The sequence below is a fragment of the Paludicola sp. MB14-C6 genome, from assembly GCF_030908625.1.
Taxonomy (GTDB): Bacteria; Bacillota; Clostridia; order Oscillospirales; family Ruminococcaceae; genus Paludihabitans.
Genome location: NZ_CP133133.1, coordinates 1,610,223 through 1,628,064 on the forward strand (window position 1 = coordinate 1,610,223; position 17,842 = coordinate 1,628,064).

Here is a 17,842-nt window from a genome sequence, read left to right on the forward strand (position 1 = left end):
TCAATCATTATAAAAGAAAAGGAGAACTCTATGCAGGATAATATTCGAATTACGTCCCCGATTAACACAAATGATCCTACTGCTGCAAAATTACGGGCACCGAAAGAAGGACCTCAGTTAAATCCAATTGATCCGAACAGGGTAAATCCAAAAAATAATACAGAAGCCTCTAAAAACGAAAGCTTTCAGTTTTTATTGAATCATAAATCTGTTTATAATCGATTTATTCAACAGCTAATGCAAACACCCGGATTATCCGAAACCTTAAAAAAGGTAGTGTTTGATGCGTTTGTACAAGGAGAAAGACCTACTCGTATTGCAACAACTATGGATCCTATATTAAAAGAGTTAGCCGAAAAGCTGAAATTGAATCCGGATCAAATTGTAGAGGCATTAAAATATCAAAATGATAATCAAACAAAGTATCATGGCCCAATGTTTGATTTGTTTCGTGAACTTGCTAAAGCGCAAAAAGGCAATCAAGAATTTGAACAGCTGCTAGGACAATTTCTAAAGGCATATAATGGATATTTGTCAATGAATGATACGTTAAAATCTATTGTTGCTAATTTAAAAACCATTGCGCAGAGAATTCCCAAAATGTATAGTGATCAATTAAATACGTTGGTGGAGCGATTGATTGTGGATCAATCGGAAAATAGCTTAGAATCCAATTTATCTACGCTAAAGAATGAAATTATTCCGTTTTTAAGCAGCTATATCGGAAAAACCAATGACTTTGGTCGTGTTCGTGATACAATAACGCTGCTCATTCATAATATAGCAAGATTTAATATGAGCTCAAAAGAAGAGGTCATTAACAAGTTTGTTGATTTAATTGATTATTGTAAATTTCAATTTGATATGCCAGATAAGAATATCGATGTATTAAAACGAATTTTTGCAAATGAAATCAGTAATCCGAAAATACCGCAAAATGATTTATATGATACTTTTGCAAAAGCAATTTCCGAAGGAATTACATCTGACCAATCCGCAACAAGCAAAGCAATTTATCGTGATATATCAACGGCTTTGTTGCTTGATAATAGCGTATTTATGCCATTGACACATTTGTTTTTACCTGTAAATTATCAAGGAACGTTCTTTTTTTCGGAGCTTTGGATTGATAAAAATGCAAAAGGAAAGCCAAACCCCGAAACAGGTGAAGTGAAAGCTGCAATGAAATTGTTTATCACTTTTGATATTAAAGGGTTAGGCTATTTTGAGGCAACGGTTTTGTTGTCTGATAAAAATGCGGATGTCGTGTTGAGCTGCCCATCCACTTTAGCCCAAAGTGAAAGAGAAATCAGAAGTAATATTACAAAAATATTTTTAAACAACGGTATATCTGTTAACTCCCTCACAACGAGTAAAGGACAGTCTCCACAAAAAATTCAAGATGTATTTGAAACTTTATATGACAGGAGGCAAGGTATCGATGTTACCATCTAAGAGTGCCAATAGAGCAACTGCATTAAAATATGCAATGGAAAAAGAGAATAGTGCACCGGTAGTTGTTGCTTCAGGGCTTGGGTGTGTTGCACAAAAGATTGTTGATGTTGCAATTGAAAATCATGTTCCTGTTTATGAAGATGATTCTTTATCAGCATTATTATCTCAACTGGAAGTAGGCGCTCAAATTCCCGATGAACTATATCAGGCAATAGTTGATATTTATGTTTATTTTTTGAATTTTACAATAAAACCAGAAGAGATTCCCAACAAATAAAAGGCATTCAATGTGCCAAAAAAGTTAAGTTTTGAAAGAAAAACTTAACTTTTTTTTGTTTATGTCGATAATAAATATGTGGACTATATTATTATAATCCATAAAATAATGTGCTAAGAAAGGATGGGGATATATTATGTCAAGAGAAGAAATAACTGCTTCTGTAGAACAAAGTCTGCTTGCACAATTTAATGCAGAAACAGAAACAGACCAAAACGTTGAAAAGTATCTTACTTTTATTGTTGATGAACAGCTTTATACTGTACCAAGTAACCAAGTAATTGAGATTATTGGAATGCAGCCGGTAACATATATGCCGGGTGTTGCAGAGTTTATTAAGGGAGTAATCAATATCAGAGGTAAGGTAGTGCCTTTAATTGAATTACAAAAGCGGTTGAGAAATACTTCTTCTGAATATACAAGGGACACTTGTATTGTTGTAATAGATATGGGCGATTATTATGTTGGCTTTATTGTAGATAAAGTATGTGATGTTACAGATGTAGCGGAATCAGAGATTAGTCCGGCTCCCAAGGTATCAAAAAAAGATAAGGATCATGATTTTGTTTCTGCAATCGCTAGATGTGAAAAGAGTGTTGCAATGATATTAGATTGCACAAAAGTTTTAGGTGTGAAAAAAGATCAGGCAGAATAGAACGATTCTATTATTAAGAGAGAGGTCATTTTATGGATATGCTTCAGAATGTAATGAGTGAAGAGAGTATAGAGATGGATTCAATTGAGAATACCTTTCTTACCTTTTATGCCCATAAACTGAAATTCGGGATGCCAATTTCAAATGTAATACAAATTATTGAAATGCAAGAAATTACCCCCGTGCCTGAGTTCCCATCCTATACGAAAGGCGTTATCAACCTACGGGGCAATATTGTTTCTATTGTAGATTTATCGTTAAAATTATGCAATGAAGAAACACAATATGGCGAAAAAACATGTATTATCATAACACAAATAAACAATATTTTAGTAGGCTTCATTGTGGATGAAGTAGATGAAGTAAAAGAGATTGCAGCAGAAGATATTGTTTCACCAACTGAGCTTTCTGCTGAAGTGGATAATCAATATTTAATCGGAATTACGAAAACAGATAGCAAAGTAATGCTATTAATTGACATAAAGAGTTTATTGACAGAGAGATAATAAAAAGAGAAAAAGAAAGTTTAACGAGAAGGGGCCTTATATGAAAAAGTTTAACGTACATAGTCTTGGTTTTAAAATGCTTACATACACAATCAGCCTTTTGGTTTTATCCATGTTAGTTGTAACCGCGGTATCTAATATATATTCTTATAATAGTACAATGAAATTATCAAAAGATAGTATGAGTGAATTAGCAAAAAGCGCAACCGCAAAAATCGGAGAAGAAATTAAAGGTTTAACGAATTTGGTTAGTAATGCCGCAAATGAAAGTGAAACGAGCAGTGATAATGCTGAAAAAGAAGTTATAGATTATTTGAATCAATTGGCAGCCAGAGATGGCTTTGACTATATGCGACGTACTAATAAAGAGGGCATTAGTTATGAGTCTGGATCTAATGTAACTGACCGAGATTACTATATTGCTTGTAAATCTACAGGCAAGCCTTTCGTATCGGATCCACTTAAAGCAAAGGATACAGGGAAAAGTTATGTTATGATCTCGGCACCTATTTTGAAAAATAATGTTTTTGATGGTGTATTATATGGGGCCATATCATTAAAGTATTTTTCCGAAGCTGTAAGTGAAATTAGTATTGGAAAGACTGGCGGAGCATATATTATTGATAAATTGGGTACAACAATCGCAGATGCAGATTATTCAGTTGTAGAGAATGAAGAAAACTCACAAGCTGCTGCAAAGACAGATAAAAGCCTAGTTAAACTAGCTACACTTGAGAAAAAAATGACAGAAGGTCAAACGGGGTTTGGTGAATATACTTATAAATCCAATGAAAAGTTAATGGCATTCACTCCAATTAAAGGTTCAAACGGCTGGAGCCTTGGTGTGACATTAAATAAGAATGAGTTTTTTCAATCAACATACAATGCCATTATATTCTGTGTTATTTTGTCTGCAGTTATGATTTTAGTTGTTGCATTTATCTTCTCAAGGTACGCAAAGAATATAACCAAAGCAGTAGTTGAAATAGAAAAGGCATCTTTCAAAATGGCTGATGGCGATTTGAATGTACATGCTAATGTAAAAAGAAAAGATGAGCTAGGCCGTTTGGCAAATTCATTTAATGAAACCATAGATAAACTAAGAAATTATATTAATGATATTGCCAATACATCGCAAACAATTGCAAACGGAAATTTTAACATAGAGTTTAAACAACAATTTGCAGGCGATTTTGTTGTAATTCAAACAGCAATTACAAATCTATCTCGTTCATTGAGCAATACATTAGGACAAGTAAAAGAAGCAGCTAGTCAAGTAGAAAGCGGTGGTAGTCAGGTATCAAGTGGTGCTCAGGCATTATCCCAAGGCGCTACAGAACAAGCAAGTTCTATTCAAGAATTATCTGCATCTATTAACGAGATTTCCAATCAAGTAAAGCAAACTGCAGTAAATGCAAATCAAGCAAATACAGCAGTTGGAACAGTGGCAGCTGAGATGTTGACAAGTAATGACCAAATGTCTGAGTTAATGAATGCGATGCAAAATATTAACCAAGCAGCACGAGAGATTAGCAAAATTATTAAAGCGATTGATGATATTGCGTTCCAAACTAATATTCTAGCATTAAATGCAGCAGTTGAAGCAGCACGAGCAGGTGCGGCTGGTAAAGGATTTGCAGTAGTAGCAGAAGAAGTTCGTAATTTAGCAACTAAGAGTGCAGAAGCAGCAAAAACAACAACAAACTTAATTGAGGAATCTGTTGATGCGGTTGAAAATGGTTTAACTCTTGCAACAAAGACTGCACAATCAATGCAAAATGTTGTGGAAGGTGCAAATTCGATTACAGCGTTGATTGGTGAGATTTCTGATGCAGCAAACAGCCAAGCTACTTCAATTAGTCAGGTAACGCAAGGCGTAGAGCAAATTTCAGGTGTTGTACAAACCAACTCAGCAACAGCAGAAGAAAGCGCTGCAGCAAGTGAAGAGCTAAGCTCACAAGCGCAATTGTTAAATGAATTGGTATCACAATTTGTGTTAATTAGCAATGAATATCGAGTAGTGGAAGAAGTTTTGAATCCTACTCCACAATCAAATGTTGAACCAATAATTACTTATGCAAACAACAATCTAGGTTCTAAATATTAAATTTAAAAGGGGCTGTTGCAAAATGAAAGGTAAGCAACAGTCCCTTAAGTGTGTTGAAAACTATATCAGAATAATTAACAAACTATAATCGGAAGCAGAGCTGGCGCTTTTAATCGCAAACTTTACATGACCTCTCTTTACGCAACAACAGACCATGTAAACATAGTGTTTACATGGTCTGTTAATGGCGGAGAAGGAGGGATTCGGCTCCGCCACCCGTCGCTAAAAACGCTTACGCTGGCACGCTTTTGAAATCCTTGCTACGCTTACGCTTGCAACGATTTGACGCTCCATCGAATCCCTCTTCAACTATTCGAAACAAAAAGAACCTACTCTAACGAGCAGGTTCTTTTCATTTCAGTGGTCTGGTAATTGTAGATGTGAGCCTATTTCTATATGGAGACTCGAACTAGCATGACGGAGATAATGCTCATAGGACTAAACCGCATTTGGCGGTGGTTTTCTTTTAATTCTACTACATCTCCTTTGGAATGTAAATGTACAGTTGTACAAATACAAATCAAGGAGATTTTTTTATGACACAGGAAGAAATTTTAGAAAAGTTAACAATGGATATCAGGTTGAGAGGTCTAAGTGAGGATACTGTAAAGGAGTATTGCACACGAAGCGGAGTATTTATGCGACACTTTGGAAAGCCGGCAGATGAAATGGGAGAAAAGGAAATCAGAATATTTCTTGAGTATCTCACTAATAAAGGTGATTTAATGCCTGCAAGCATAAATGGCTACAACTCTGCACTTAGATTTTTGTTTGAGGTAACATTAGAACAAAACTTAAACTACAAAAGATTACCACGAAAAAAAGACCCAATAAAGGTGCCAACAGCTTTTACACGAGACGAAATAGTAGCGTTTTTATCGGTGATTGATAATATAAAATATAAAGCTATTTTTTCACTAACTTATGGCTCTGGACTCAGATTATCCGAAGTCAGAAAACTAAGAATTAAAGATATCGATAGTGAAAATATGCGGCTTTTTGTATATCAAGGTAAAGGTCAAAGGGATAGGTGGGTGCCTATGGCTAAAGCAAGCCTTGAGGTGCTTCGCAGATATTTCAAAGAATACCAACCAAGTCACCCTGACGGATGGTTATTCTTAAATAATAATTTACGCAAAAAAGTCGCTGATAACTATATTTCAGAAAGGGCAGTGCAAGATGCTTTCAAAAAGTATCATAAAAAAGCCAAAATTAAAACATATGGAACAATACACACATTAAGGCACAGCTACGCTACACATCTAATGGAAGACGGAGTAAATGTTTTTTTCATTCAGCGAATTTTGGGTCATGCTCGGATAACTCTCTATTCATTAGCTTTATTAAATTGCAATCCACCAATATACACCATATTTATCAATAATGGTTGCACAACACCTACTCCAAGGTAATTCATGAATAGGGTGAATAACAACACCACCTTCACTTAGAATATCAAAAGCGTGATAAACAGCTTCTTCACTTCCCATTTCGAAAACATTGAAAGTCATCGTTTCCCACTTCATTTTATGAACTATATTTATGTCACAAGGATTTGTAGCTTCAGCTAATGCTAAAAAGCCTTCGCCATTTACGGATCATTCACAGTGTTCATAGGCAGTTTCTGCATCATTTTTCATTTCAAGGGTTAATTCTGCTCCAAAGGCTTTGCAATACATTTCTGCAGCTTCAAAACTGTTTTTGACATAGACTTGTGTATAATTTTTCATAACTATTCTCCATTTCGTATTATATAAACAATGTATCGTACGGGCGGGCTAGAAAGAAGATTTTAATTACTCACTAAATCCTTTATTTTATTAAATGACCTCTCTTCACATACCTCAAGAATATCGCTATTAAATCCCCACCCTACTAATTCGCAATACATATCTGATATATTTATTACAATTAGATGTATGCGCTAATAAGACCAATCCTTATTATCTGCAAAATACTCTGCAAACAAAAATGACACACAGAACCATCCATCATTGTGGGAACAGGATGCATGAGCGTGATATTTATTAATAATGGAAAGCATAGACTGGATGCCAATTCCATGATCATTCTCATTTGAAACCGGGAATCCTGTCTTACCCAATATTATTTCTCCATCAAATTTATTTTTGATGCTAATAGCTAGTTTTTTATCCTCATATCTTGTTAATATTTCAATTTTTCGTTTATCTTTTCTTTGCTTTGCGCTGGCAATCACAGCGTTTTCTATTGCGTTTGCGAACAAAATCGCAATATCATTGCTATTCCACGGGATAATTTGGGGTATGTCGATTTCGGAAATAACTTCAATGCTATCGTCTTGTGCTTTTGTAATATAAACAAGCAAAGCTGAGTTAATAACCGTATTTTTACAAAATACAATTGGCTTTGTACTTTGTAGCGTATCGCTTAATTGGGATATTAGTTGTATTGCTTCAGAATTATTTTTATGCTCAATTAGCGACAACAAGATCTGTAAGTGATGCCGCATATCATGTTTAAATATACGAATCTTTTTCTCGTTTTCATTTATTATTTCAGCTTGATTTACGATGCTTTCTTTTTGCATATATAGTATTTTATTCATATCTTTTAGGATTTGTATTTTTTCAAGAGATTTAAAATCAAGGCTGACACATCTCCACGAGATGACTAATGCTAAAGCCATAAGTATGCGTGAAATAACCTGTGACCATGTATTAATCCACTGCTCATTCATTGATACAATTGCATTACCACAGACAGCTAAGGTGGGTATTAGCCAGATGATATTCCAGTAATACTCCTGAGTAGAAGAACATCTGAAGATAAGCGAATTCTGAATATATTTCCACAACGGTATTGTAATTAACACAAATAATATGATAAAAGCTGTTGTTTGGATGAGAAATTGTTCATAGAGAGGTACACTCTTTCCAAAAAAACCTAAAAATATGGCTACAATAGAATGTATAAACAAGGAATAGCCGCCTTGCATTCCCAAAATAAACATGTGCTTATAGAAAAATTTTTTAATTACAAACATATTAATTATGACGTAAGTAAAAGCACTAAAAAAGATCCATTGCTTGTATGTAAGTGGAGTCATTAAAACAAACTTATTTAGAAATAGTAGATATAAAACAGTACATTGCAAAAGAAAGCAAATAAAATAGTAAAGAAATAACTTCTTTTTTTGTATTACATTTATGGTCGAGGAAAAAGGTAAATATCGAATAACAACTGCAGGAATTTGAACAATTGTGATAGACAAAGTTGTCAATAATATATCCATCAGTTGCATCTCCCTTCAATGAAATAAGTTGTATATTTCTCCATTACTTCAACCTTTTTTCGTCTGCTAATAGGAACTTTTTCGCCTGTCTTTAACATAAAATCATTCTCTAACGGCGTGTCGATATAATCCATGTTTACAATCAGATTTCGATAACATTCTAAAAAACGTTTGTCTGAGAGAAGTTGTTGTGCATAGTCTGAATATTTACCTAAAACCAGAATGGTGTCTGACGCAAAATGAAGGTATAAATTGCGCATGGAGCTTTCTAAATAAACAATATTCCGATATAATATCGTATTTTCCCCAAACTCAGTCAAACATGAAATGCATGAATTATCTATATTCAGTTTCTCCATAACATGAGTTAATGCTTTATTCAATGCCGTTTGATGTTCAGCAACAGGTTTTAAAACATACCCAACAGCATGAACATCATAGCCATCTAACATATGGTCCTTGCTTGTTGTAAAAAAAATGATGTTACACTTTTTGTCCAAACAGCACAACTTCTCTGCGACGTCAATGCCTGAAAGCTGTTTCATATAGATATCTAGTAATACTAGTTGGTATTTTCCCTGTTGAAAGGTATTTAAAAAAGTTTCTCCACTTTCAAATTCAGAAATAATAGGCGTAATCCCATAAATTTCGTTATGAACAGTAAAATATTCAAGAAGAAGACGACGCACTTCTTTGCGTTCTACCGATAAGTCATCTACAATTGCAATCTCCATAAAACAATTCCTCTAAAAACTCAAATGGTATTTATATCATATAATAAAACTAATTTTTAGCGTTATATATATTATACCTTAAAAAACTATAATTGAAAATAATTTTTGTAAATAGTTTGTTACCACTCGGTCGAAAAAATGACCACTCGGTTTTGTTGTATATTATTATGAAGCAATATTTGTTATATTATTACATGCAAGTTATTTGCATTGTAATAAAAATCAGATGTTATTGGAGGTGGTAAAGTGAAAATCGCAATTTATTCTAGAGACGCTAGTAGCGATATTGTTAGAGTAACTATAGCATATTGTCAACGTTGGAATTGCTATCCGTTAATTGAGCAGTATATTGAAAGAGAAGAAATACTTGATGCAATAAAAAGTGAAAGTATTGATATTGCTATTTTGAAAGGGAATCGACAAGAATGTGATTCAATTGTAGAACAAACTGGGAAAATGGGAAAACAGTTGCATTTTATTTGGCTCTCAGTTGATGATTATCCAAAAACAAACCACCAACAATCTACTCAGAAAAAGCAAAAATACAGTAGTATGCTTGAAGAGAAAATTGAAAAAGAACTTGAGTCTTGTGGAATTCCTTCGACTAAAGAATCTTTGTGTAGGGTTCATTTAAAAGTGGAATAAAATGAAATATTCTATCTTCTTCTAAAATAACTCATATTACAGTAACATCTACGAAAAACAAAAAAGAAAAGGAGTTTAGAAATGAGAAAAATAAAACATAAAATTTTATCAATTATTTTGAGTGTAGCTATGGTAACAACGTTTTTGCCATCAGGTATGTTCAATACAGTGTTCGCAAAAGGTTCAGCAGATGGAGGGGATATATCAACTACTGGGTTAAACCTTTCTGTTAATACGCCATCTGTTCCTACTACCTACACAGCAGGCTCAGGAACAATTCTATGGGAGCCTGCACATTTAGAGGACAAGCTTGTAAGAGGCACTATTACCATGACAAATGCAACAATTGATACAACAACTACATCAAAAGATGGAATTATCTTACCTACTGGGCTTGAGAATAAAACAGTGGATGTGTCCGTTGTTTTAAAAGGGAATAATACAATTAAAACCCCAAATGGGACAGGAATCGCCTATAATAATGGTAGTGGTGTATATTCAAAATCACTTACAATCTCAGAAGATAGTTTGGGTGGAAATCTGACAATAGATGCAAAATATGCTGGTATCTATCTTCTGAACCCTGTTACTGTGCAAAGCGGAACGCTGAACATTAAGACAAAAGAAGGTTTGGGTATCGGAACTCAAGATCCAAACAATCATATCACTATTAATGGCGGTAATACTAATATTGAATCTAAAGAGAATGCACTTCAAGCATTTGTTTCTGATGTGAAAATTACGGGCGGTAATGTTACGCTTTTTGGTGGAAAATCAATTCAAGCAGGAGGAAAGGTGGCTCTATCCGGGAAAGCAAAAATAGATACTAGTAATAATATCGCGATTATGGGTGGAATTCCGAATGCACTAAGCGATATCTTTACCAAAGCTGATACCGTAACAGGTACTGTGAACAAAGTTAAGGTTGAGGTGTTAAATTCATTAGGAAAGGTTCGAAAAACCTATAATATGGATGGTACGCCAGCAGTTCCTCCGCTACCTCCTAAAGTAACAATTGATGGAGTAGAATATCCAGTAATCAGCGACATTACGAAAACAGAAATCGATTTATCTGGTGCAAGTGAGCCTCCATTTCCAGTTGCGTTCAAAGCAGGGGATGGATATGTAATCTATGATCCTACAACGGCTACTTTAACCCTAAGCAATGCGGTAATTGAGAACGAGCAATCCCAACCGTTAATCAACCTACCTTTAAAAGATGTTAAAATAAAACTTGTGGGCGAAAATTTACTTTCGAATTTAACAGATGCTGCAGATGCAACGACTACCATAATTGAACAAGGTGGTTCCTATGACATCGATGATACTCAAGAGAAGAAAGCCCCTGAAGATTTTAGCATAACAGTTTCAGGGACAGGTACTCTAACGGCTATTTCAAGAGATACCATGAATGCAATCGCAACACGAGGAACGTTTATCATGGAAAGCGGTACAATTCGAAATGATGCTGGGATGTCCCCTCCTTGTTTGGGAGTGACTGATTTTCAAATGCGTGGTGGTGATATCGTTTCATCTTATCTTAATATTTTCGGAGATACAGCAATAAAAGGTGGAACAGTTGTAAATTTAGACACCATCAATGTATTGGGCGACTTTTCCATGAGTGCTGGAAGTGTGACATGTAGTAGCGAGTTGGGTAAGGGTTTAGCCGTAGGTGGAGCAGTTAAGAAAACAGGAGGTACGTTAAATACCTTTGTGGGTACTCTAACAACATCGGGAACGAGTAGAAAGATAACTCTTACTTTATACGATGATGTAATTGCAGGCGAATATGATAGCAATGGCAAATTAATCGGCCCACCAAGAATGATGGTTGGAACGAATAATAGCAATGATATTTGCTTGAATATTCCAACGGGAAAAACACTAACCTTCCCAAATGGCTCAACCTTTTACACAAAAATCCCCGAAGGAAAAACCTTTAGTAATTATATAACGAATAACGGAACATTTATTAACAATGGAGAAATCAACTTACCTTCAGAAGCAACAAAAGAAACCGTGGACGAAATAGTACGTGTTTTAAAACCAAAAGGCACAGGCTTTATCGCTATAGGACATGAAGAAACATTCTATTCCAATGATGGCAAAGAATTAGCCAAGATTAGTGGAGATATAGATTTAAGTATTAAAAAACCTGTTACAGATAATAACGGATATAGCTTCACTGGAAATGATACTACTGGTTATACACTTACATTAAATGGCGTTGTTATGTCTGGCCAATTAACACTTCCAACTGGTGTACCAATTACTATCATTACAAACACTGCAAGCATATTGAATAACTTTAATTTTACAGGGGGATATGCTTGTAATCTTACCATTACAGGCTCTGCCCCACTTTCTATCGACGGCATTGTGGGTGGAACAAACGGTGATACCGTAAACGTAGTAGATGGTGTGAATGTTACAATAAACGGTGGCCGTATCTTCTTGGGTGGTTCTGGTGGACAAGGTGGTTTATTACATGTAAATGGCACAGGCACTACGTTAAGTGTTTACTCAAATGATGAAACTGCAATTTATTGCGACACTTTAAATGTAGAAAATGGTGCAAATATAACTGCCAACGCATCATCTCGTGGAGTGTTTGCTTTAGATGGTGGTGTAAATGTAACAAATGGCTCAACACTTTCAACAGGTTGTGATTACGGCGTTTATATAATCGATGGTAAGCTAAATGTTGATGAAACAAGTAAACTAATCACCAATGGTGCTATTGCTCCGTTTTGTATTATTGATCATACAGCAACTAAACTATTAGCTAATGTTATCAATCTCCCAACGCTTCCAAACGGTACAAAAATCACATCTGTAACAGGTACTGAAACAGGTTCAGATTGTACCTATTGGAGCCTTACCCCAACGGGTGGAGAACTAGGTGTTACTGATGAGAATAACGAGCCTGTAACCTTAACAGGGGCTATCAAAGGGCTTTTGACTTTTGCTAAAGTGACTAATGGGGGTAACGGTGGTGGAACTACTAGTGATTCAGAAAAGCCAACAACGCCAGAAACACCAACAACACCAATAGCTCCAGAAAAGCCAAAGCCGATTATTTCAAAACCAAATCCTCAAACTGGTGATAATAGAGATGCTATTTTGCTTGTAACACTTCTTCTCGTTTTAGCTGGCGGTGTATTAACGCTATTGTTAAAGCGTAGGAAAGACTGTAAATAAATATTAGTAGAAATATATAAGATTACAATAACCCCCACTGATTAAAGTCAGTGGGGGTCAGACTGAAGAAAAAGTAGAATTTAATTTAATATCTGCAAGATATAAGGATTATTCTTGCTATTATGTATATTGGGCTATCCGCCCAAACCTGACCATGCTTTTTGGCAATCGCCCCAAAAAGCATGGATAAAAAATGCTTTGTTTCTCAAAATTGTTTTTTATATGACACCGCGTCTTAGTTTGTACGAAATTGATAAAGGTAAAGCTTGTGTTATATTATTTCTTCATTTGCTCCCCTAGATAATTTCTCGTAAAATCGTAATGCGACCAGCAATTGGTCCACGCGAATAACATTTGATAAAATATTTAAATGTTGCTATATGTCATTTTAGAAAAAACAATTTTCGCAAGTAAAATTCCTCTAATATTCATTTTCTTCTTGCGCTTTAAGTTTTTCTACAAGCTGACCCCCACTGATTAAAGTCAGTGGGGGTTACGCTTAATACTAATTTTATTTTAACTTTTTAAAACCGCACAAATTAATTCTTTTCCACAATATTTAAATGCTACATCATAAACTTTATCCAAAATTGCATTAAATTAGCCTAAGAAAATAGGTGGTTTGTGAAATATAGTTATTCCCCCATGGGCAATACCACTCTGAGCGTAAAAATATTCCCGCCAGCCTCAAATGCTGCAAAGCCGTTTCTTTTTTTCGCAATTGCTACAATTGAACGACAGCCAAAGCCATGATGCTCTTGTGTTGAAATAGGTATATCATCTTTTATCTGTATTTCACCAGTATATGCATTTTGTATCATAATTAACAGCTTATTTCGGTTCATAGAGCAGCTTACCCGAATAATTCGCAAAGACTTGTCCTCTATTCTACTTGCTGCGTTAATTGCATTTTCCGAACCATTAGATAGAATACTGCAAAACTCCGTATCAGCGATTTCAAGTTTTATTGGAAGTTTTGCCTCAACAATAAAACTTACTCCTACTTTTTTAGCCTTGTTGTGAAATGATGAAATCACAAGATTTGCGGTATTATTTTCGCAAAATATACTTGGAGTAGTTTCATCTAATTCTTTTTGTTCCTGTAATAAATAATTTTTAATTTTTTCCAAATTCCCACTCTCTGCAAAACTATATAGCAGGGATAAATGATGTCGCAAATCATGACGATAAATACGAGCTATTTCTTGTGATGCCTTGGCGCTTTGGATATCGTTTGATGCCTGTTCTAGCTGCATAGAAAGCATAGTATTATCTAATTCAATCTGGTTTCGCTTTTGTACCTCTTTATGGTACATCACGATAAACAACACATAGAAAAGTGCCATCGCCGCAGGAAGAAATTCAGCAATCATTTTAATGCCTTGATAGAGCATATCGGAATAAACGGTGGTTACATAATCAAAAAGATAATAAAATAACGGTAACCCACCAAAAAGAAATAAGCCTCTACGTGAATAAGCCATGGCAGAGTGTGCAGAATTAGTAAAATACCGCCTCAGAACAGAATAAAAGATGATGATACATACGGTGTAGACAAGCAAAAAAGCCATTCTTGTATGAAAAGCAAATTCTGCAACGCTTGCTACCCAGCGCGGAAGTTGACAGCAAAAATAAGCTGTTAGCACACTAACTACCGCAATGCCTGGTTTCTTCTTAAAGCCGATAATCAAAATTAGTATCAAAGGAAGATGGGAGATAAAAGGATAGATTTTCTTTGTAAATGTCAAGCCGAAAACAAGACCACAAACTATTTGTATCAATAAAACCGTTACTATGATAAAGCCGGTGAGCCACTTCTGCTTTCTGTTTGTGTATCCACCAGCAAAGTCCACAGAGAGCAAAACCCCATATATTAAAACTAACCCATAGTTAAGGCTTTCAAATGCTTGCGTCATCACTGCACACCCTCTTTCCAAAACAGTTGTCGGATATAGGCGTCCCGCACCTCTTTATATAGCGTGCGTGATACAGGAATATTGTTGCCTTGATGCGTTATAATTTCTCTTTGAGTAAGCTGGTCTATTTGATACAAATTAACAATATAAGAACGGTGCGTTCGTTTAAATTCTGGTCTTGCAAGCAGTGCTTGCTCAAATTCCACAAGTCGCGCCGTTACCTTACGAACGCTTTTGTCTGAAAGATGAAAATACACCTGCTTATTTATGACCTCCACATAAGAAAGCCTTGAAAATAAAATTCGAGTCATCCCGTTTTTTGCCTTAATGGTCAGCCCTTCCTGTGGCTTTTGACTATCTTGTAAAAATTCGTCTAGCACAGAAAATAGGCGTTTCTCGCATACCGGCTTTAAAATATAATCCATTGCTTTAACATTGTAACTTGCAACGGCAAATTCTGGTGAAGAGGTCAAAAATACAATTTTTACATCGGTGTCAAAACTGCGAATTTCTTTTGCCACTTCCATTCCATTTATTACAGGCATTATTACATCTAAAAGATATAGTGAATAATCGCCAGCTTTTGCTGTAGCAAGCAACTCTACTTCGCTTTGAAAGGCTTGATAAGTAAACATAACCGTATGCTCTTTTTTATATTTTTCTAAAAGCAATATCATATTATTAAGTTCATTTTTATCATCATCGCAGATTGCAATACGCAATTGTATCCCCTCCATTGAAGCTCATACGACTCACGTGTCTATTAAATAACACCGAATTAATAGATTAATCATATCATAAATTTGTTTGTTCTTCTACCTCTTTTTTCATTTCAAGTCGTTTTACACTACAACTCACGCCAAGTACCTCTTTTATTTTTGCAATCTGGTATGATGTTATTGCATTAATAGGGTTTCTTGTATATAAAAGGAGGGAATCAGTTTGGCCACAATGGTTGCATATTCTGTTGCCATTTTTAGCATGATTGCATTTATTGCTCTATGGTTTTGGATGGTGAAAAAAGAGCTAAAAGCAAAACGTAATATGGTGGGGAGTGCCAAAGCGCAGCTTGACGCTAGCCGAACGCAGCGAATGAAAACAACGGACACTCTCGAAGCGCAAAAGGCACAAGAAATATTGGTTAGAAGTATTAACATCTATCAGCAATCACTGGAGCTGTACAAAAAAGCTCTCCACAAGCCATGGAACTATCTTCCTGGGTTAATAATGGGGTTTCGCTTTGTTGGAAAAGAGGATATTCATTAAACCATTCAAGAGGAGATTCAGAATCTGAAATCAAGTTTAAATTAGTACAGTTCAGTTAGGGAGGAAATATTAACATGAAAAAAAGAATTTTAAGTCTAGTTGTTTTGCTTTGTGTGGTGATAGCATGGATGCCAACAACAGTATTTGCAGCTGATGTGACACCGATATATGTGTGTGGCACAGAAATCACAGGTGGAGGATACTGGCTAAATGACGGCAATGGAGGTATTACAACCACAAACGCAAGTTCAAGCAACTATAACGTTAAGTATGACACTAGCACTAAAAAACTAACTCTGAATGGTGCAAATCTTACTTATAATAATAATACAATTTATACACAACAAGTATCCGATAGTTCTGGGCTTGACATTGTGTTGGAGGGTACAAACTCAGTAACTAGCACCTCATCAGGGGATGCTGCATTGAACACCCTTGGCAGCGGAAATATTAAAATTCAAGGTAGTGGCTCTCTTACCGCAACTGGTGTATATTCAGGTATTTATGCTTTTAATGATATCATTATTGATAGTGGGACAATTGTTGCCACAGGTACAACTTATGCAATTGAGAGTAATAGGGGAGACATCATTATTAACGGTGGTACAGTTACTTTCAAGAGTAGCACGCAAGCTATGCACCAAGCACCAAAATTAGGTGCCTATACTAACGTCAACATCACCGCAAGCACCGATGTTAGTGGGGCACCGCCAGTTACATGCAATCCAGCCAATATAAACACCTACAAATACCTCAAGTTTGAGCAAGGCAGCACACCTCCTACAATTACAGTAAAAATTCAATACGTTAACAAAAAAGGCTTTTCCATTAAACCTGAAGAAAATATAGAAGTTAAAGTCGGCGATACCCTTACAGCTCCAAACATTGATGGGTATACACCGTATAAGTTTATTTCCTATGGTCTTACATCTGTTGGTGGCGATACATCTATCTATAGTGATGAAATAGGTACAATTGAAAATCCTGTAAATACTGTAGAAATTAAAACTATAGAGCCGTTACATCTTAGTCCCGCCATCTACATCTATTACACACTATCTAGCTATACCATCAGTGGAACGATTAAGGGTAGTGACACTCAAAAAGGTATTGCAGCTACCGTTCAATTAAGAAACGCAACTGGTGATGTAATCGCTACCTCAACCGCTAGTGCCACAGGGGAATATACTTTCTCCAATATTATTGCAGGTACTTATACGATAGCAGTAAGCCATAAAGGATATAATGATGGTACTATAAACAATGTTATTGTATCGAATGCAAATATAACAAATAAGGATATAACATTAACTAAAACCGCAGTTGTTGTGCCACCAACTCCTATAACCCCACCAGCTGCTGAACAACCAAAAATCATCGAGGGCGCAAATCAATCTGTTGAGCAAGGAAAGGATGCAACCTTTAGATCCAATGCAGATATGAAAGATTTTGTAAAAGTTTTAATTGATGGTAAAGAAGTTCCTCCAGAACATTATATTCTAAAGGAAGGCAGTACTATTGTTACACTAAAGGCTGATTATGTAAAGAAACTCAGTGCAGGTAACTATACATTAAGCATTGTTTCAACAACTGGCTCAGCAGACACGCAGTTTTCTGTTGTAAAAACAGGAACCCCTTCCGACCAAACCAATTCATTGGTAAAAAATCCACAAACAAGTGATAACACAAATGCCCTTTTGTTTTCAATACTTCTTATTGCTTTTGCCGGCGGAGCATTAACGCTAATCCTAAAACTTAGAAAAGACTGCAAATAGGCTGTATTTGTAGGAATGTATAAGAGTA

Annotated in this window: 15 protein-coding genes; 10 read left to right on the forward strand and 5 right to left on the reverse strand. The window is 35.5% G+C overall.

What is annotated here, in order from left to right:
• Positions 1-30: 30 nt before the first annotated feature.
• The 6 genes from RBG61_RS07785 to RBG61_RS07810 all read left to right on the forward strand — a co-directional run bounded on the left by RBG61_RS07785 (position 31) and on the right by RBG61_RS07810 (position 6,412).
• Complete coding sequence (locus tag RBG61_RS07785; protein ID WP_307942384.1) at positions 31-1,455, forward strand: hypothetical protein; 1,425 nt, start codon at positions 31-33, stop codon at positions 1,453-1,455.
• The gene (locus RBG61_RS07790; RefSeq protein WP_307942387.1) at positions 1,442-1,732 is read left to right on the forward strand and encodes an EscU/YscU/HrcU family type III secretion system export apparatus switch protein; all 291 of its coding nucleotides are present in this window, start codon (positions 1,442-1,444) and stop codon (positions 1,730-1,732) included. The genes RBG61_RS07785 and RBG61_RS07790 overlap by 14 nt, the downstream gene beginning before the upstream one ends.
• A 136-nt stretch (positions 1,733-1,868) precedes the next feature.
• Positions 1,869-2,387: a chemotaxis protein CheW gene (locus RBG61_RS07795; RefSeq protein ID WP_307942388.1), complete on the forward strand. Its 519-nt coding sequence runs from the start codon at positions 1,869-1,871 to the stop codon at positions 2,385-2,387.
• Between the two features lie 32 nt (positions 2,388-2,419).
• On the forward strand, positions 2,420-2,893 hold the full coding sequence (locus RBG61_RS07800; protein ID WP_307942389.1) for a chemotaxis protein CheW: 474 nt from the start codon (positions 2,420-2,422) through the stop codon (positions 2,891-2,893).
• Between the two features lie 40 nt (positions 2,894-2,933).
• Positions 2,934-5,000, forward strand: coding sequence for a methyl-accepting chemotaxis protein (locus RBG61_RS07805; RefSeq protein ID WP_307942390.1), 2,067 nt, complete (start codon positions 2,934-2,936; stop codon positions 4,998-5,000).
• A 536-nt stretch (positions 5,001-5,536) separates the two neighbouring features.
• Positions 5,537-6,412 carry a tyrosine-type recombinase/integrase gene (locus tag RBG61_RS07810; RefSeq protein WP_307942391.1) on the forward strand — a complete coding sequence of 292 codons (876 nt, stop codon included), beginning with the start codon at positions 5,537-5,539 and terminating at the stop codon, positions 6,410-6,412.
• Between the two features lie 186 nt (positions 6,413-6,598).
• On the opposite strand, the gene RBG61_RS07815 is transcribed toward RBG61_RS07810, so the two are convergent.
• The 3 genes from RBG61_RS07815 to RBG61_RS07825 form a co-directional block, all read right to left on the reverse strand.
• Positions 6,599-6,730: a hypothetical protein gene (locus RBG61_RS07815; protein WP_307942392.1), complete on the reverse strand. Its 132-nt coding sequence runs from the start codon at positions 6,728-6,730 to the stop codon at positions 6,599-6,601.
• Positions 6,731-6,924: 194 nt separating this feature from the next.
• Positions 6,925-8,025 carry a sensor histidine kinase gene (locus RBG61_RS07820; RefSeq protein WP_307942393.1) on the reverse strand — a complete coding sequence of 367 codons (1,101 nt, stop codon included), beginning with the start codon at positions 8,023-8,025 and terminating at the stop codon, positions 6,925-6,927.
• Between the two features lie 248 nt (positions 8,026-8,273).
• Positions 8,274-9,008, reverse strand: coding sequence for a LytR/AlgR family response regulator transcription factor (locus tag RBG61_RS07825; RefSeq protein ID WP_307942395.1), 735 nt, complete (start codon positions 9,006-9,008; stop codon positions 8,274-8,276).
• A gap of 246 nt (positions 9,009-9,254) precedes the next feature.
• Here RBG61_RS07825 and RBG61_RS07830 point away from each other — a divergent pair, with 246 nt between their 5' ends.
• On the forward strand, positions 9,255-9,653 hold the full coding sequence (locus RBG61_RS07830; protein WP_307942396.1) for a hypothetical protein: 399 nt from the start codon (positions 9,255-9,257) through the stop codon (positions 9,651-9,653).
• Between the two features lie 81 nt (positions 9,654-9,734).
• Positions 9,735-12,857 carry an LPXTG cell wall anchor domain-containing protein gene (locus tag RBG61_RS07835; protein ID WP_307942397.1) on the forward strand — a complete coding sequence of 1,041 codons (3,123 nt, stop codon included), beginning with the start codon at positions 9,735-9,737 and terminating at the stop codon, positions 12,855-12,857.
• Between the two features lie 635 nt (positions 12,858-13,492).
• On the opposite strand, the gene RBG61_RS07840 is transcribed toward RBG61_RS07835, so the two are convergent.
• Positions 13,493-14,773, reverse strand: coding sequence for a sensor histidine kinase (locus RBG61_RS07840; RefSeq protein ID WP_307947228.1), 1,281 nt, complete (start codon positions 14,771-14,773; stop codon positions 13,493-13,495).
• Positions 14,773-15,495, reverse strand: coding sequence for a LytR/AlgR family response regulator transcription factor (locus RBG61_RS07845; RefSeq protein ID WP_307942398.1), 723 nt, complete (start codon positions 15,493-15,495; stop codon positions 14,773-14,775). Before RBG61_RS07845 ends, RBG61_RS07840 begins: the two co-directional genes overlap by 1 nt.
• A gap of 220 nt (positions 15,496-15,715) precedes the next feature.
• On the opposite strand from RBG61_RS07845, the gene RBG61_RS07850 reads away from it, so the two are divergent.
• Positions 15,716-16,039 (forward strand): hypothetical protein, encoded by a 324-nt coding sequence (locus tag RBG61_RS07850; protein WP_307942399.1) that lies wholly within the window; start codon positions 15,716-15,718, stop codon positions 16,037-16,039.
• Positions 16,040-16,113: 74 nt separating this feature from the next.
• The gene (locus RBG61_RS07855) at positions 16,114-17,814 is read left to right on the forward strand and encodes a carboxypeptidase regulatory-like domain-containing protein (RefSeq protein ID WP_307942400.1); all 1,701 of its coding nucleotides are present in this window, start codon (positions 16,114-16,116) and stop codon (positions 17,812-17,814) included.
• Positions 17,815-17,842: the final 28 nt, after the last annotated feature.